This window comes from Halobacillus massiliensis, from assembly GCF_900166625.1.
Taxonomy (GTDB): domain Bacteria; phylum Bacillota; class Bacilli; order Bacillales; family Halobacillaceae; genus Halobacillus_A; species Halobacillus_A massiliensis.
The window spans coordinates 3,194,344-3,210,152 of sequence record NZ_LT800499.1; the positions used below are offsets into that span (position 1 = coordinate 3,194,344).

15 protein-coding genes are annotated in these 15,809 nt (G+C 42.8%); 8 read left to right on the plus strand and 7 right to left on the minus strand.

The window, feature by feature from the left end; all coding sequences use genetic code 11:
* The first annotated feature begins 3 nt into the window (after window positions 1-3).
* The 6 genes from B7E06_RS15905 to B7E06_RS15930 all read left to right on the plus strand — a co-directional run bounded on the left by B7E06_RS15905 (window position 4) and on the right by B7E06_RS15930 (window position 6,740).
* Window positions 4-1,002: an ABC transporter ATP-binding protein gene (locus B7E06_RS15905; protein WP_082234919.1), complete on the plus strand. Its 999-nt coding sequence runs from the start codon at window positions 4-6 to the stop codon at window positions 1,000-1,002.
* Window positions 1,003-1,032: 30 nt separating this feature from the next.
* Window positions 1,033-2,664 carry a peptide ABC transporter substrate-binding protein gene (locus tag B7E06_RS15910; RefSeq protein WP_082234920.1) on the plus strand — a complete coding sequence of 544 codons (1,632 nt, stop codon included), beginning with the start codon at window positions 1,033-1,035 and terminating at the stop codon, window positions 2,662-2,664.
* Window positions 2,665-2,737: 73 nt separating this feature from the next.
* Window positions 2,738-3,661: a S66 peptidase family protein gene (locus B7E06_RS15915; protein WP_179134069.1), complete on the plus strand. Its 924-nt coding sequence runs from the start codon at window positions 2,738-2,740 to the stop codon at window positions 3,659-3,661.
* 19 nt (window positions 3,662-3,680) lie between these two features.
* A complete protein-coding gene (locus B7E06_RS15920; RefSeq protein ID WP_082234922.1) occupies window positions 3,681-4,763 on the plus strand; it encodes a mandelate racemase/muconate lactonizing enzyme family protein in 1,083 nt (360 codons plus the stop codon).
* 19 nt (window positions 4,764-4,782) lie between these two features.
* On the plus strand, window positions 4,783-5,730 hold the full coding sequence (locus B7E06_RS15925; protein WP_082234923.1) for a C40 family peptidase: 948 nt from the start codon (window positions 4,783-4,785) through the stop codon (window positions 5,728-5,730).
* Entirely contained in the window at window positions 5,727-6,740 is a 1,014-nt protein-coding gene (locus B7E06_RS15930) for an ABC transporter ATP-binding protein (protein WP_082234924.1), read from the plus strand. The genes B7E06_RS15925 and B7E06_RS15930 overlap by 4 nt, the downstream gene beginning before the upstream one ends.
* A gap of 36 nt (window positions 6,741-6,776) precedes the next feature.
* Here the strand turns inward: B7E06_RS15930 and B7E06_RS15935 are convergent, their stop codons facing one another.
* The 3 genes from B7E06_RS15935 to kduD form a co-directional block, all read right to left on the minus strand.
* On the minus strand, window positions 6,777-7,742 hold the full coding sequence (locus B7E06_RS15935) for a bile acid:sodium symporter family protein (protein WP_082234925.1): 966 nt from the start codon (window positions 7,740-7,742) through the stop codon (window positions 6,777-6,779).
* Between the two features lie 91 nt (window positions 7,743-7,833).
* On the minus strand, window positions 7,834-8,784 hold the full coding sequence (locus B7E06_RS15940) for a dienelactone hydrolase family protein (RefSeq protein WP_082234926.1): 951 nt from the start codon (window positions 8,782-8,784) through the stop codon (window positions 7,834-7,836).
* Between the two features lie 321 nt (window positions 8,785-9,105).
* Window positions 9,106-9,861, minus strand: coding sequence for a 2-dehydro-3-deoxy-D-gluconate 5-dehydrogenase KduD (gene kduD, locus B7E06_RS15945; RefSeq protein ID WP_082234927.1), 756 nt, complete (start codon window positions 9,859-9,861; stop codon window positions 9,106-9,108).
* 169 nt (window positions 9,862-10,030) lie between these two features.
* Between kduD and B7E06_RS15950 the strand changes: the two genes are divergently transcribed.
* Window positions 10,031-11,029, plus strand: a complete 999-nt coding sequence (locus B7E06_RS15950; RefSeq protein WP_082234928.1) for a LacI family DNA-binding transcriptional regulator — start codon at window positions 10,031-10,033, stop codon at window positions 11,027-11,029.
* On the plus strand, window positions 11,016-11,696 hold the full coding sequence (locus tag B7E06_RS15955) for a rhamnogalacturonan acetylesterase (protein WP_082234929.1): 681 nt from the start codon (window positions 11,016-11,018) through the stop codon (window positions 11,694-11,696). The genes B7E06_RS15950 and B7E06_RS15955 overlap by 14 nt, the downstream gene beginning before the upstream one ends.
* On the opposite strand, the gene B7E06_RS15960 is transcribed toward B7E06_RS15955, so the two are convergent.
* The 4 genes from B7E06_RS15960 to B7E06_RS15975 all read right to left on the minus strand — a co-directional run bounded on the left by B7E06_RS15960 (window position 11,693) and on the right by B7E06_RS15975 (window position 15,786).
* Window positions 11,693-12,613, minus strand: coding sequence for an AEC family transporter (locus B7E06_RS15960; protein ID WP_082234930.1), 921 nt, complete (start codon window positions 12,611-12,613; stop codon window positions 11,693-11,695). The two genes, B7E06_RS15955 and B7E06_RS15960, sit on opposite strands and share 4 nt — an antisense overlap.
* Window positions 12,614-12,684: 71 nt before the next feature.
* The gene (locus B7E06_RS15965; RefSeq protein WP_082234931.1) at window positions 12,685-13,320 is read right to left on the minus strand and encodes a YesL family protein; all 636 of its coding nucleotides are present in this window, start codon (window positions 13,318-13,320) and stop codon (window positions 12,685-12,687) included.
* A gap of 22 nt (window positions 13,321-13,342) precedes the next feature.
* Window positions 13,343-14,644, minus strand: coding sequence for a Gfo/Idh/MocA family protein (locus B7E06_RS15970; protein ID WP_082234932.1), 1,302 nt, complete (start codon window positions 14,642-14,644; stop codon window positions 13,343-13,345).
* A 32-nt stretch (window positions 14,645-14,676) separates the two neighbouring features.
* Window positions 14,677-15,786, minus strand: coding sequence for a glycoside hydrolase family 88/105 protein (locus B7E06_RS15975; RefSeq protein WP_082234933.1), 1,110 nt, complete (start codon window positions 15,784-15,786; stop codon window positions 14,677-14,679).
* Between the last annotated feature and the right edge of the window lie 23 nt (window positions 15,787-15,809).

Genomic DNA, 15,809 nt, shown 5'->3' on the forward strand with positions numbered 1-15,809 from the left:
TCAGTGGAAAAAATACTTGATATTCAAGACCTTCACGTTTCCTTTCAAACTTACGGAGGAGAAGTTCAAGCCATTCGAGGAGTCAATTTAGAACTTTATAAAGGAGAAACATTGGCCATTGTTGGAGAATCAGGATGCGGCAAAAGCGTTACAGCTAACAGCATTATGAAACTGATCCCCTCCCCTGCTGGAAAAATTAAACAAGGTTCAATTGCATTTAAAGGTAAAGATCTTACCAAAATGTCGGACAAAGCGATTCGAAAGGTGCGGGGTATTGATATTTCAATGATCTTTCAGGATCCGATGACCGCGCTGAATCCGACGCTTACTATTGGAGACCAGCTGACTGAAGGAGTCCGTCAGCATCGCCGGGTATCCTCCGCTGAAGCCAATAAGCAGGCAATTGAAATGCTAAAGCTTGTCGGCATCCCTAACCCGGATGAAAGAATGAAGCAATATCCGCATCAGTTCAGCGGCGGGATGAGGCAACGGATCGTAATTGCCATGGCCCTTATTTGTGAACCGGAATTATTAATTGCAGATGAACCGACAACAGCGCTTGATGTGACGATCCAAGCTCAGATATTACAGCTGTTTCAAAGAATCCAGCGGGAAACCGGTGTTTCGATTATTTTAATCACTCACGATCTGGGAGTGGTAGCTAAAGTTGCCGACAGAGTTTCCGTGATGTATGCAGGAAAGGTTGTCGAAACGGGTACAAGACGTGATATTTTTCACCGGCCGAGCCACCCGTATACTCAGGGACTGCTCCATTCCGTCCCCCGTCTTGATCAAAAAGGAGAAAAACTCATTCCGATTGATGGGACTCCACCCGATTTATTTTCTCCCCCGGAAGGGTGTCCATTTACCGCAAGATGCCCCCATGCAATGGAAGTTTGTTCAAGGATTTACCCTTTTCATTCAGAACTCAGCGAGACTCATGCTGTCGACTGCTGGCTTCAAGATGAAAGGGCTAAAAAATATATGGCTTCACCCAGTTAGAGATTTTTATTATTGAAAGGGGAAAAGAGTATGAAAAAGTGGTTAACCGTTTTGCTCAGCTTAGTAGTTGTCGTTATGCTGGCAGCCTGTACGGCAAACGAGAGTTCCGGAAATGACAATGAAAGTGAGGACGGGGAAGAATCAGGCGGCAGCGATACTTCCACCCTCCTGCTAAACAATGGTACAGAACCCACCTCTTTGGATCCGCCGATTGGCTTTGACGCGGCTTCCTGGAATGTGCTGAACAACTTAATGGAAGGTATGACCCGTCTAAACCAGGAGCATGAACCGGAAGAAGCGACGGCCGAGTCCATTGATGTATCTGAAGATGGAACGGTCTACACTTTTACGATTCGTGAAGATGCTAAATGGTCAAACGGTGATGATGTAACTGCAGAAGATTTTGAATTTGCCTGGAAACGTCTATTAGATCCTGAAACAGCATCTCCTGCTGCGTTCCTTGGATATTTTATTGAAGGCGCTGAAGATTATAATAATGGAGAAGGATCAGCCGATGATGTAATGGTAGAAGCTACTGATGAGAAAGAGCTGAAAGTAACTCTTAATGCCCCTACGAATTACTTTTTAAATATTATTTCCAACCCGGCGTTCTTCCCGATCAATCAATCGGTCGCTGAAGAAAACAAAGAGTGGTTTACAGATGCTGAATCTTTTGTCGGAAACGGTCCTTTCTCACTTGATAAATGGGAGAAAGATAGTGAAATGGTATTAAAGAAAAATGAGGAATATTGGGATGCAGATACCGTAAAATTAAATGAAGTAAGTTTTGCCATGGTAAATGATCCAAATACGGAATACCAAATGTATGAAAGCGGCGACCTCGATAATTCTGAAATTCCAGCAGACCTGGCAGATCAGCTGCTTGAAAGTGAAGATGTGACCATTGAAGACCAGGCTGGAAATCAGTTCTACCGCTTTAATGTAAAAGAAGAGCCTTTTCAGAATAAAAAAATCCGTAAAGCTTTAGCAATGGCAGTAAACCGTGAAGACATCGTCAATTACGTAACAAAAATGGGCGAAGAAGCAGCCCACGGCTTTGTTTCACCTGGATTCGCTGATGCTAACGGTAATGATTTCCGTGAACAAAGCGGCAAACTTGTTGAATTCAACCCGGAAGAAGCTAAAAAACTTCTTGAAGAAGGTATGGAAGAAGAAGGATATGATGAGCTTCCTGATATCACATTGACTTACAATACGGACGAAACGAATAAGAGTATTGCTGAAGCGATTCAGGAAATGTACAGCGAGAACTTAGGAATCGACGTCACACTTGAAAACACGGAATGGAACGTTTTCCTCGAGGATCAGAAAGCCTTGAAACACCAGCTTTCCCGCAGTTCTTTCCTTGCTGATTATGCAGATCCGATAAACTTCCTGGAAAGCTTTGTTACAGATTCTTCTATGAACCGTACAGGCTGGTCCAATGAAGAATATGATAAGCTGATTGCCGATGCGAAAGAGGAAACAGATGAAGAACAGCGCTTTGAATATATGTATGAAGCCGAAAAGATTTTAATGGAAGAAATGCCGATCTTCCCTATCCACTTCTATAACCAGGTCCATCTGCAAAAAGAAAATGTGGACGGTATTGTCCGCCACCCTGTAGGTTACCTTGAACTGAAATGGGCCACAAAAGAATAAAAGTAACAGTGTGAGGACCCATACATTTGTATGGGTTCTCCCCTGCTTATAGACATAAACAGGAGGCCAGATCATGATTTTCCCAAAACGATTAAAGCCAGGTCAAACTATCGGTGTTATCGCACCGGCCAGTCCACCCAATCTGACAAACCTGCATAAAGCTATTCCTTTTTTCAACAGCCTGGGGCTTCATGTAAAAGTTGCCCCCCATGTGTCGAGTACATATGGATATCTTGCCGGCAGTGATGAGGAAAGGCTTCATGACCTACACCTTATGTTTTCCGACCGTACAATAGATGCCGTTTTTTGTGCAGGCGGAGGTTTTGGCACGAGCCGTATTGTTGATCAGATCGACTACAAGCTCATTCAAAAACATCCTAAGATTTTTTGGGGCTACAGCGACATCACTTATTTACATACCGCTATTCGCCAAAAAACAGGGCTGATCACTTTTCACGGTCCGATGCTCAGCTCTGATATTGGCAAAGATGATTTTGATGCTTTTTCCACTCTAATGTTTAATCAGTTGTTTCATCCAACCGAGCTTACTTATTCTGAATCTATTAATCCTTTACATACTCTCTCAGAAGGGGAAGGATCCGGAGAATTAGTCGGCGGAAACTTATCTTTACTCGTTAATACGATTGGCTCCCCTTATGAAATCGATTCTAAAGGAAAACTCCTGCTGATTGAGGATATTGGCGAGGAGCCTTACAGAATAGATTCTTTTTTAAGCCAGCTTAAACTATCTGGTAAACTATCAGAAGCAGCCGGGATTGTAGTAGGAGATTTCAAAGATGCAGAACCGAAGAAACGAGAAGAGTCTCTAAGTTTAGAAAAGGTGTTCGACCACTATTTTTCCGACCTGGATGTACCTGTGATATCTGGTTTTAAAATCGGCCACTGCCTCCCTCATTATGCTGTCCCACTGGGAGCTAAAGCAGAATTATCTACTATTACTAAAACCTTAACCATCCAGCCGGGTGTGGCATGGTAAGAAGAAAGGGGGCGGATCTGTGAATATACAATCAATTGAAACCTTCCGAATGGCCGTTCCTTTGAAAAAGCCCTTTAAAACCGCGCTCCGAACGGTAACAGTAGCAGAAGCCATCTATGTAAAAATAACTTGCGACAATCAGATAACTGGCTGGGGGGAAGCTCCCCCTACCCATGTTATAACTGGGGAAAGCCTATTGAGTATTGAATATGCTATACAAAGTATTTTAAAACCTGCTATTTTAGGGAAAACACTTTTAAATAGAGAAAAATTATTTCAAACGATTCAACAATGTTTAGCAGGAAATACGAGTGCAAAAGCAGCTGTCGATATGGCGATTTACGATTGTTTAGGACAGAAATGCCGACTTCCACTTTATCAGCTCTTAGGCGGGTATCGCAGCAAACTGGAGACAGATTATACAGTTAGCATAAATGAACCGAATGAAATGGCCACTGATGCAGGAAAGTATATGGCTGATGGATTTAATATTTTAAAAATTAAAGTAGGAAAAGACACAATTGAAAAAGATATTCAAAGAATACAAGCAATTCGTGATGAGGTCGGCCCTTCCCCTGTTATCAGACTTGATGCCAATCAGGGATGGACGGTAAACGAGGCTGTTTATGCCATCCGCCGCATGGAAGATTTGAATTTAGGGATAGAGCTTATCGAGCAGCCTGTCTCAGCCCATGATATTGAAGGTTTAAAAAAAGTTTCCCAACAGACGCTTATTCCTATCATGGCAGATGAAAGTGTCTTTTCTATCTTTGATGCTAGAAGAGTGATAGAAACGAGAAGTGCCGACATGATTAATATTAAACTGATGAAGTCAGGGGGTATTCATCAGGCTTTAAAGATTAATAAGCTTGCTGAATCCTTCGGTATTCCTTGTATGGTCGGCAGTATGATTGAAACGAAGCTCGGGATTACCGCTGCTGCTCATTTTGCAGCCAGTCAGAAGAATATTACTCATTTCGACTTTGACGCACCGCTTATGCTCTCCTCAGATCCTGTAAAGGGTGGAGTTATCTTTGATAAAAATTTCATTACACTATCTGAAGATTATGGGCTTGGCGTACAATCCGTGAAAATAGATTGAATAAAAAGGAGGGAAGTTAATGACACAAGCAGAAGCTACACGTACAACCTGGGTTGTCCAAGTACCTGTTGCAACAGTATGGACAACGATAGAATCTCCCCGATCGATCGATTTACCAGGGATTTCAAACCCTGCAAAAATTAAAGAATGGCTCGATTCATTGACCTATGAGACTAGTCTTTCACTCAGTGATGAAAATCTGGTTCAGTCCCAGCTGCTTTATGGTGAAAAAGTTCTTGTAGATAATATTGAAAACGAGTGGGCCCGTGTAATTATTCCTACCCAGCCATCTAAAAAAGACGATCGCGGGTATCCTGGATTTGTTCCTGTTAAGCAGTTGAAAGAAATCCCTGAAGATGAATGGACAGGAAAAGGGATAGCAGTGGTTAAGAAGAACACCACACTTTTGATTGATGAAAAAGGAGAACCGATGTTTGAAATCAGCTATTTAACCTCCCTCCCTGCTTTATCAGAGGAAGGAGAGTTTATCCGTGTAAGAACACCACACGGTATCGGACTTGTACCTGAGAGGGACATTTCCATCTATCCATCTAAAGAGCAAATTCCTCAAGGAAACGGAAAGGCTATTCTTGAAGCAGGGGAAACATTTCTGGATCTCCCTTATTTCTGGGGAGGTATGAGCTCTTACGGCTATGATTGCTCAGGCTTTGCTTATAACATGCACAAAGCCAATGGCTACGTCATCCCACGTGACGCGACAGATCAGGCGACAGCTGGAGAAGAAGTGGAACTTGATGAGATTCAGCCGGGAGATCTTTTATTTTTCGCCTACGAAAATGGCAAAGGAATGATTCACCATGTCGGTATATACTATGGTGACGGTAAAATGATCCACTCTCCGAAGACAGGGAAAACGATAGAAATTATTCCTCTAGAAGGAACCATCTATGAAAAAGAACTATGCTTAGCCAGAAGATATTGGAAAGAATCGGAGGATCACAGATGAGAGAAGAGAAAACACTCCAAGTCCGAAACTTAAAAAAGCATTTTTATCTTGGAAAAGGTAAAACATTAAAAGCGGTCGATGGGATCAGCTTTGATATTCATAAAGGTGAAACCTTCGGACTTGTAGGAGAATCGGGATGCGGAAAGTCTACAGCAGGAAGAACCATTCTAAATTTGTACAACCGAACAGACGGCCAAGTATTGTTTAACTCTAGAGATGTTCATTCACTCGGCGAAGAGGACAGCTTTAAATTAAAAAGACAGATGCAGATGATTTTCCAAGACCCTTATGCTTCCTTAAATCCGCGATCGACGGTCGCAGATATTATTTCAGAACCGATGATTGTCCACAAACTCTACAAAACAGAAAAAGAAAGACTAAACCGGGTGTATGAACTTTTAGAAGAAGTCGGTCTTAATAGAGATCATGCGAACAGATATCCACATGAGTTCAGTGGGGGTCAGCGCCAGCGGATTGGAATAGCAAGAGCGCTCGCATTGGATCCAGATTTGATTATTGCCGACGAACCTATTTCAGCCCTTGATGTTTCCGTGCAAGCCCAGGTGGTAAATCTGCTCGAACGACTGCAGGAGGAAAAAGGGTTAACGTATTTATTTATTGCCCATGACCTTTCCATGGTAAAACACATTTCTGACCGTATCGGTGTTATGTATTTAGGGCATATGGTGGAGCTGACTACAAGCGAGCAGCTTTATGATAAACCATTGCACCCCTACACTCAGGCACTTCTTTCAGCCATCCCTATTCCGGATCCTGATGTAGAAGACAGCCGCGAACAAGTCATTATTGAAGGTGAACTCCCAAGCCCGATTGATCCTCCAAGCGGATGTGTTTTTCGAACACGCTGCCCATTTGCGATGAAAGCCTGCGCGGAATTCACACCGGTATGGCAGGAAGTTGAAAAAGATCATTTTGCAGCCTGTCACTTATATAACGAGGAGATAAAAGATAAATCCCCTGTGGGGGGCCGCACGGAAGCGGGTGTATAAAAAAAGGTATCAGGCAGTGTCGGCCTGGTACCTTTTTTATCCTGCACTTCTACTCTCTTTCTTTCCTGCTCTGTCCCTTTTACTCAATAAGCTCCCCGTCAATGAAGCTAACACCTGCTGAAACAGCATACCAACGATAACAGGGACGGCTGCAGGAGGAGGAAAATAGGTAATCGCAATAACAGCGCCCCCACTAATGTTTCTCATACCGCTGTTAAAAGTAAGGGAAATATTACTCGCCCGGTCAAGTCCGCTCAGCTTACCAGACAAATAACCAATATAGTAAGCAAGGACGGCAAGAAAAAATACAGTTAATGCAACTAAGAGAAGTTTTACATCAATATTTTTTAAATAAGGAGCGACAGCTGAACTGTTTATTGCAACAACAGTACCGATCCCAATTTTAGTAAACGGAGCTAAGTTAGCTTCAAGCTTTCTCGTTTTCCGAGGATTCATCCACTGATTTACACACATTCCCAGGATTGAGGGAATGACAATCATCCAGAGGAGCCCTGCCATAATATCAACCGGACTCATTTCGATACGATTTCCCACAAGAACTTGCAGGACAAGTGGAACGATAAACGGAGCCAGCAGAGTGTCGATCAAAATAATTGAGAGAGTCAGCACTACATTTCCCTTATAGATGGCTACCCATATTAAACTCGTAATCCCAGTCGGTATAACAAAGGATAGGACAAGACCTATTGTTGTCATCTCATCTCCGGGAAAAAGAATCTTTCCTGCACCTAATGCGATCAGAGGCATAATCAAATGAAGGACGACTAGACATATGATCAGAGATAAGGGATGGCGCATGACGTTTCTTAAGTCATGAAAATTTGAGCCGAGGCTTCCGGAAAAAGTCATAAATGCAAAAATCCACGGAACGAGAAATACATATATACTCAGCCAGTCATTCAGCAACACTCCGATGACGACAGCAGCGGGTGTAATATAGGGCATGATTTTTTGCAAATATAAATTCACAGCGCTAAGCATATACAAAACTTCCTCTCAATCTGTTCGTAGGGAATATCTAGTAATTATAACTCAAATTCCAGAACGTGTACCTATAGAAATGCCTGAATCACTAAGTGAGTCGGGTCTTGAGCCAATTTAGCGACCTTCGTCCGCTTACTTCATGCTCCCCTTCAAATAAATCCAATGTTAAGCGTCCAGCCGCCTTTCTGCTGTTATATGCCTCTTTTAAACTTGCATAAGCTTTTTCCGCCTCCGCGGCTGGAAAAGTAGAGTCTTTCCGGCCGGATTCTATAAACAACGGCCGGGGAGCTATTAATTTTAGTAAGTCAGGCAGCTCGCCCAGTCGCAGCAGCCCTGGAATATAATTATCGATGCAGTGATTCGAGGCTAAAATACTCCCATGAAAGGTGCCGGCAAATCCACTCAGCACAACTGCTTCCAGTCGTTTATCTAAAATTGCCAGCAGAGCGGCGATCCATCCGCCACCTGAAAAACCCATAACACCAACTTTTCCCGACTCTTCTTTTTTTATAAAATCTAAAACCCGCTTCATCTCAAATACTCTTAATCCTGCTAATGTTTTTCCTGTCATTAATAAATGGACAGCTAACGAATAACAGGAATTTAAATTTCCTTCTTCGATATCCTTTGTGAGTCTTCTATCTCCAAAACCAATAAGCTGAGGAACATAAACCGTAAGTCCGAGTTCGGCTAATTGTACCGCAAAATGATTATGGAGGCCTTTATAATCTTTATCAGTAAGCTCTCTGTTTCCGCTGCCGTGACCGTGGATGGCAAGGACACTTCCAGATATTTTTCCGCTCGGTCTCAGGACGTCAACAGGAACTTTGAGATTGTCAGTTGATTGAATAACATACCTTTCTTTCGAGTAACGGGTGAAAACTTCTGTTGACTGCTTTTCTTTTTTTACAACAAGCTGGTTTTCTGGAAATTCACCAAGCAGGGAAGACAGTTTTCTTTTCATCTCTGTTCTTGATTCGAATTCGCCTTCCAGAGTTCCTTTATATAACTCTTCCAAGAAATGATCTGTACGATTCATATTGAAACTCTCCTCCATTAAAAAAAGCCGGTATTAACCGGATTTTTAAAAGCTCTTCTGAGTAAAATTCATTAAAAGCGGGGCTGAAGACCGTTCCGTTTACCTTGATATAGAAAAACGGGTCTGGAGAAAGACTCTCTTTCCATGAGCGAACGGTGAGCTTCCCATTTTAGTCTCGCCGTTTCCCCAGGCCCTTTATTAATATGAGTCTAAACGGCACATTGTTGTAAGAGGAGAGTTTTCCATTAAAACAGTAAACTGCTCTACAGCATTCCGTTTACCCAATCAACGGTAAAGAGGCTGGAAAATGGTTGAAGAAAATTAAGAGCTCATCCACCCGCCGTCAACATTTAAAATATGTCCGTTCACATAATTAGAGGCATCGGATGCAAGAAACACAGCCGCTCCCTTCAAATCTTCCGGTGTCCCCCATCTCCCTTGAGGGATTCGTGAGGTAATATAGGCGTTCCGATCTTCATCTTCACGTATCGGCGCGGTGTTGTCTGTTGCCATATACCCGGGTGCTATTGCATTTACGTATACTCCGCGGCTGGACCATTCATTAGCGAATGATTTAGTAAGGCCAGCGACAGCGTGCTTGCTGGCAGTATATGCAGGTACTTTTAAACCTCCCTGGTAGGAAAGCATGGAGGCGATATTAATTATTTTTCCTGAACCATTTTCAAGCATATGTCTGCCAATTTCTCTTGTCAGCTGAAAGACAGCATGCTGGTTCACATCAATTACATTAAACCAGTCTTCATCGGAAAAGTTTTCAGCTTCTGAACGGCGGATAATCCCCGCGTTGTTAACTAAAATATCGACTTGGCCTGTTTTGCCAACTGCATCTGCTGCAAGCTGTGCTGCCGCTCCATCATTAGATAGATCTGTAATCACTTCATAAAAAGTGCCGCCGGCTGCTTCTACTTTTTTCTTAGTATCGGTTAGGTCCCTTGTCCCGACGCCGATAACTGCTGCGCCAAACTCTGCTAAACCAACGGCTATCCCCTGGCCCAGTCCTCTGCTTGCGCCTGTTACAAGCGCCGTTTTTCCATTTAAAGAAAATAATGAATTCATAGATGTTACGCCTCCCCATTCCTTAAAATAATATTGATTTGCACAATAATAACAACGTTGTTATTATTGTAAATGTAAAGTAGTCCTTTGTCAATTGCAGCATAGCCGCTGCATTGTCACTCGTCTATAGGTTCATTATAATAATAGTATAAAAGGAGGGCTGCCGATTATGGGAGTCACTATTAAAGATATAGCCAAAAGTGCCGGGGTCAGTTATTCTACCGTATCTAAAGCTTTAAGAGACAGTCCGCTCGTAAAAGAGCCGACAAAAAAGAAAATATTAGAGATTGCAAATCAGCTCGGCTACCGGCCGAACGCTGCAGCAAGGAGCCTTGTTTCCAAGCGGTCTCATACCATTGGAGTGGTCTGGCCGACCATTGAACGAGTCACACATTCAGCTCTCATTACCGGTTTGAACAAACAGCTTGAAAAACATTCATATACTACTCTGATTTCCATTAATGAAATGAAATCAGCGATTGATACATTTAACAGGTATCAGGTAGATGCCATCGTAGCCTTTGATGAGAAAAACAGTACCAGTGATGTAAGCGGGTCTACAGTACCGATTGTGACTTACGGGATTGCCGGACGTTCTTCTTTCCCGACCGTAGATGTGCAGCGCAAACAGGCGATTATGAAAGCCGTTAATTATCTGCTGTCAATGGGACATCAGAAGATTTCCTACATCGGAGATTTGGAGGACGATCACCTGCAAAAAGAAAAAGTTAATGGATTTATAGAAGCGATTCAAAAAGCGGAAGATCCCTCGGCTTGTCCGGTTATCTCCGTCTCTGATCTTGAACAGTACAACGGGTATATGGCTATGAGAAAGCTGTTGGAGCATCCAAACCGTCCTACAGCGATAATTAGCGGAAGCCATGATTTATCACACGGCTGTATGCAGGCCATTAAAGAACATAGTTTAACCGTTCCTAATGACTTTTCCTTAATCAGCTATGATAACATTCCGGCAACTGAGGCCTTTGAGGTTCCGCTTTCCACTACAGGGGTCCCTCTTGAAATCATTACGGAACAACTGGCAGCAGCCTTGATCGCTCTTATACAGGAAGAAGACATACAAGAAGCGATTTATTTAAAGCCTGAGTTAAATATTACACCTTCCTGCAGGCAGCTAAATGAGGGGGCAGTTAATGAAGAAGACTAATTTATTTCTCGCCGGCGATTCTACAATGGCGGACTATCCTGAGTCACAGTTCCCGCAAATGGGGTGGGGACAGAAGCTCTCTCTTTTCTTAAAAAAAGAAGCGGTTGTCTGCAATAAAGCAGCAAATGGCAGAAGTTCAAAAAGCTTTATCCATGAAGGAAGACTGCAGGGTATTATAAATGAGATATGTGAAGGTGATTTTCTGCTGATCCAGTTTGGTCATAATGACAGCAAGCCGGAAGAAGAAAGACGGACTGACCCTTTTTCATCTTATAAAAACTTTTTAGCTCAGTATGTGAAGGCTGCCAGAGAAAAAGGAGCCCTTCCCCTCCTGTTCACTTCTATTCAGAGGCGTAATTTTAATAAAACAAGCCGTTTGATGGAAACTCATGGAAATTATCCAGAAGCAATGAGACAGCTCGCTTCTGAAATGAATGTACCGCTTATTGACCTCACTAAAAGAACGGAGGAATATATAAACGTGTTGGGAGTCGATGGCTCAAAGTCTCTCTTTATGCATCTAGCTCCCAGCAAATTCAGCAATTTTCCAAATGGCGTTCAGGATGATACTCACCTAAATGAAGAAGGAGCGAAGATTGTTGCACGGCTTGCAGCCCGTGAATTATCGGTCCTTCCCCATCCGATAGCTGATTACATAAACCTTTAAAATAACTGCTGGGCTGCAAAAATTGTGAGTGTAACGGTAACCATACTAAAGATGGTAGAGGATAAAACAATTTGCGCTGCCAGTTCCGGCTCGTTATTATATTCCTGTGAAATGATCGCACTATTCACAGAGCTTGGCATTCCTGAGGAAATGAGCAGAGCCTGGGCAAGAATCCCATCGTAACCGAGCAGAATAATTAGGGAATAGGCGATAACAGGACCAAGAGCAAGACGGATCATTAAACTTATATAGACGACGAGCAGTTTAAGCTTAAAGGTCAGCTGAGCAACCTGGGCGCCAAGTGTCAGCAGTGCGATCCCAATCATAGCATTAGCAATATACTCCCCGGGTTTAATCAGAAACCCGGGGATTTGTACATTTCCGATATTGAGCAGGACACCAGCGGCCATCGCATAAATTGCAGGCATTTTAAACAATCCGATAAGTGCCCTTAGTTTTCCTTCTTCCACCGATCTTAATGAAAAGATCCCAAACGTATAAGATAGGACATTTTGAAAAGTCATAACAATAACCTGTATTGTGGCTGCAAAAGGATCTTGTTTAAACGCCAGATCATTTACTGGTACCCCGTAATTCCCCGAATTGTAAAGAAGAACACTGTTCGTAAATACTCCTCTGACACTTTTCTTATATTTTCCAACCTTGCCGACGATCTGTACAACTATAAGCAAACTGAATATAAATAAGCTGAAAAAAAGAAAGATCTGTCCCAGCAAATCGATTGAAAAAGAAGATTCGTATAAGTTAACGAGGACAAACCCCGGACTTAAAAAATAAATATTTAACTTTGCCAATGTGTACAAATCGAGCGAAAATTTCAAATGCATCCAGGAACCTAGACCTATAAGAATAAACACGGGAACGATGATATTTAAAAATATAAAAACGATTTCCATAAGCTGTCACTCCTGAATCCATTTCGCCCGACGATTGGAAAAAGCGGCCCTTATTGGACCGCTGATTCTCACTATGCTGCATTGCTCTCCAGCTTAATTTCTTCAATCGTTTCAAAACATTTTAAGCCGATCCACATGTTTAAATGGGCGAATATAGTAAATCCAAACAGCGGAATGAAGCCTGGAAATGAAATAAAGAAATAATAGGTGGATAAACTGGTTACGATCATTAATATAAGATTACTAGGTTTTAAAAAACCGATCAAGAGTGCCTGCTTGAATATCTGCTTCAATTTTAAATTATAATGTACATAAACCGGCAGAAAGTAAGTGAGCAAAATAATAAAGGTAAGACATGCTGCCATCAAAACATAAGTCAAGAAAACATAAATCGTCCCTTCCATCTGGCGGAAAAAATGAAGATCATAAAAGCACAGCCAGCCAATGACGGTAAGAATCAACGCAGCCCCATTGGCCCGAAAAAATTCCTGACGATAGGCAGAAAAGAAGGTTCTCGTCAGGGGGACGTTATCATCACCCATTACCTGCTTTCTAGTAACGGTGTACATTGCCACAGTACTTGGCGCAATACCCAGCACTATGCCGCCCATTAATGTACCTGCTATCCATAAGAGGTTGAGGAGGGCAAAATGAGTCACCCAATTACAAAAAGCCAGCACTCCCGTTAACAAACGACCACCCAACATTTCAAAAACCTCCTTCTAATCGTTAAGACATACGAGACAGCGACTGCTCCTCACTGAGCAATTCCTCGATCAGCATTGGTTTCTTTTCCTTTACAGAACGCCACACAGCTTCACCTGTTGTAACAGCGTACGCTCCATCCTCACTGCCGGATAGAATGGAATAGCCGCGGTGTGGCGCTTCCCCTAAGAAAATATCCTCTTGAATTACAGGATCTCCCCCACCGTGTCCGCCTTCCTGTTTCACTACATGAATCGTTTCTTTGGAACCAAACAACGGGAAGTAATCGATCGTCTGCTCTGGAACCGGGAAAGGAACACGGGACGGGGCATGATATTCCGTCGTTTCAATCCGTCCTTTGGTACCGTTAATCGTTAATCGGTATCCTTCATAAGGCAGTGAGAAATTAATCGAATAGCTGAGCAGTGCCCCTTTTTCGTATCGGACTGTCGCCGTATACGTATCTTCAATCTCAATCTCAGAATCAAAAATACACTGATCAGGCCGGTAGTTTGTATATCCATCTTTTCGCTTTGTATCGGAATCAATATGATCATCCTTCACGATTGCACTGTTGCTTCGTGAATTCCAGCGAGTATAGTATGAGCAATCGTCCTTGACATGGCATGTCTGACAATGGCGGCCGTCCTCTTTAAGAGGATTGTGTTCGCTTTCTGGGCCGTAATAATTCAATGCTCCAAAAGCGAAAACTTCCACGGGCTTCTGGCCAAGCCACCAGTTGACAAGGTCAAAGTGATGAGAACTTTTGTGGATAGATAAGCCGCCTGAAAATTCCCTCATCCGGTTCCAACGCTGAAAATAACTGGAACCGTGATACGTATCGATATACCAGTTCAGATCGACCGATGTCACCCGGCCGATTTTACCGGAAAGGATAAGCTCCTTTATTTTCATGTGATAGGGACTGTAGCGGTAATTGAAAGTAACCGTCACTTTTCCTTTGCTTTTTTTCTCCGCCTTCATCACTCTGCTGCTGTCGCGTGCTGTTGTCGTCATTGGCTTTTCAGTGATCACATCAATATCATTAGATAAAGCTTTTAAAATATAATCTACGTGCGTATCATCACGACTTGTTACGATTACTACATCTGGTTTCGTTTCAAGAAGCATTTTATCAAATTCATCTTCTTTGTACTCCGGCACATCTTTTACTTTAGGAAAAGACGACTTACAGACTTCAAATCTTTTAGGATCCTTATCCAGCAGCGCCACAAGTCGACTCGTCCCTTTAAACGTCCCTATCATTGGTTTAATAAACATATCGTTGGCTCGTTTACTTACACCGCACACAGCAAATTTCTTCATATAGACAACTCCGTTTATTTATTAAGTCACTCCTACAGTTCAGGCAGTAAATGCTGCATTTCAATACTTGCCAGTACGAAAGATCCTACACCGTGAAGATCATTGTCTGTTTTCGGCCGGTTGATATAATGTTCATAATCTCCAACACCCGTACCGATACAGATTTCCGGCATCACAAAATCACCGGCTTCATTAAATTTCATGCGCTCCAGCAGGCCGCGGTAACCTTTAACCGCCTGCTCCTTATAGCTTTCATCCACATGCCCTTCCCGAATTCCCCGAGCAATTGTATAAACAAACAACGCTGTACAAGATGTTTCCATCCAGTTGTCCTGCTCTTGAGGCTTATCTACCACCTGATACCACATCCCTGTTTCACCATCCTGATAGCGCACGAGGCTCTCTACCATATTACTGAGGGCTTCCGTTAAATCCTTTCTTGATGGGTGATTCGCCGGCAGGAAGTCCAGAATTTCGTTATACGTAATGCCATACCATCCGATGGCCCGGCCCCAGAATTCAGGTGACCGGCCTGTTTGAGGATCTGCCCATGACTGCTTTCTGCTTTCATCCCATGCGTGATGATAAAGCCCGGTATTTGGGTCAAGTGTATGTTTTCTCATCAGCCGTTCCTGTTCAAGAACCATTTCAATCAATTCAGCCTCGTTATAGGCTTTCGCATAGTTCATCGCAAACACCCCGCCCATATAAAGCCCGTCCAGCCACATTTGGTAGGGATAATGATCTTTATGCCAAAATCCTCCATCAGATGTACGGTTTAATGTTGGAAACATGCTGCGGAGCTTTTTGGCAGCCTTGCGATAACGATCGTCTTCTTCCCGCTCATCAAGCTCAAACAGCAGGAGACCTGCCTGGATAGCATCCAGTTCTTTTCGATTCCAGAGAAAGTTTCCATTCTCATCGATATTATGATCCACATAAGCTTTTATATAATTGTAGTAATCGTCCCCGCCGGTAATTTCTTTTAGCTGCCGCATGCTTTCTAAGAAAACCCCCTGATGATAATGCCAGCGGCCGTCAGGTGGAAGTTCGGAAGCGGCATAAGTATTCATTAACGAATCACAGGCCGCTCTTCCCCAATCGAGTGGGGTTTTTAGCTTTTCTTTAACTTGTGTGTTCATCTATATCTCTCCTCCAATAAAAT

Coding starts and splice junctions, on each gene's coding strand:
- B7E06_RS15935 (WP_082234925.1), bottom strand. CDS start 7,742: ATGCTTAGCGCTGTGAATTTATATTTGCAAAAAATCATGCCCTATATT.
- B7E06_RS15930 (WP_082234924.1), top strand. CDS start 5,727: ATGAGAGAAGAGAAAACACTCCAAGTCCGAAACTTAAAAAAGCATTTT.
- B7E06_RS15975 (WP_082234933.1), bottom strand. CDS start 15,786: ATGAACACACAAGTTAAAGAAAAGCTAAAAACCCCACTCGATTGGGGA.
- B7E06_RS15915 (WP_179134069.1), top strand. CDS start 2,738: ATGATTTTCCCAAAACGATTAAAGCCAGGTCAAACTATCGGTGTTATC.
- B7E06_RS15965 (WP_082234931.1), bottom strand. CDS start 13,320: ATGTTGGGTGGTCGTTTGTTAACGGGAGTGCTGGCTTTTTGTAATTGG.
- B7E06_RS15925 (WP_082234923.1), top strand. CDS start 4,783: ATGACACAAGCAGAAGCTACACGTACAACCTGGGTTGTCCAAGTACCT.
- B7E06_RS15940 (WP_082234926.1), bottom strand. CDS start 8,784: ATGAATCGTACAGATCATTTCTTGGAAGAGTTATATAAAGGAACTCTG.
- kduD (WP_082234927.1), bottom strand. CDS start 9,861: ATGAATTCATTATTTTCTTTAAATGGAAAAACGGCGCTTGTAACAGGC.
- B7E06_RS15910 (WP_082234920.1), top strand. CDS start 1,033: ATGAAAAAGTGGTTAACCGTTTTGCTCAGCTTAGTAGTTGTCGTTATG.
- B7E06_RS15955 (WP_082234929.1), top strand. CDS start 11,016: ATGAAGAAGACTAATTTATTTCTCGCCGGCGATTCTACAATGGCGGAC.
- B7E06_RS15970 (WP_082234932.1), bottom strand. CDS start 14,644: ATGAAGAAATTTGCTGTGTGCGGTGTAAGTAAACGAGCCAACGATATG.
- B7E06_RS15960 (WP_082234930.1), bottom strand. CDS start 12,613: ATGGAAATCGTTTTTATATTTTTAAATATCATCGTTCCCGTGTTTATT.
- B7E06_RS15950 (WP_082234928.1), top strand. CDS start 10,031: ATGGGAGTCACTATTAAAGATATAGCCAAAAGTGCCGGGGTCAGTTAT.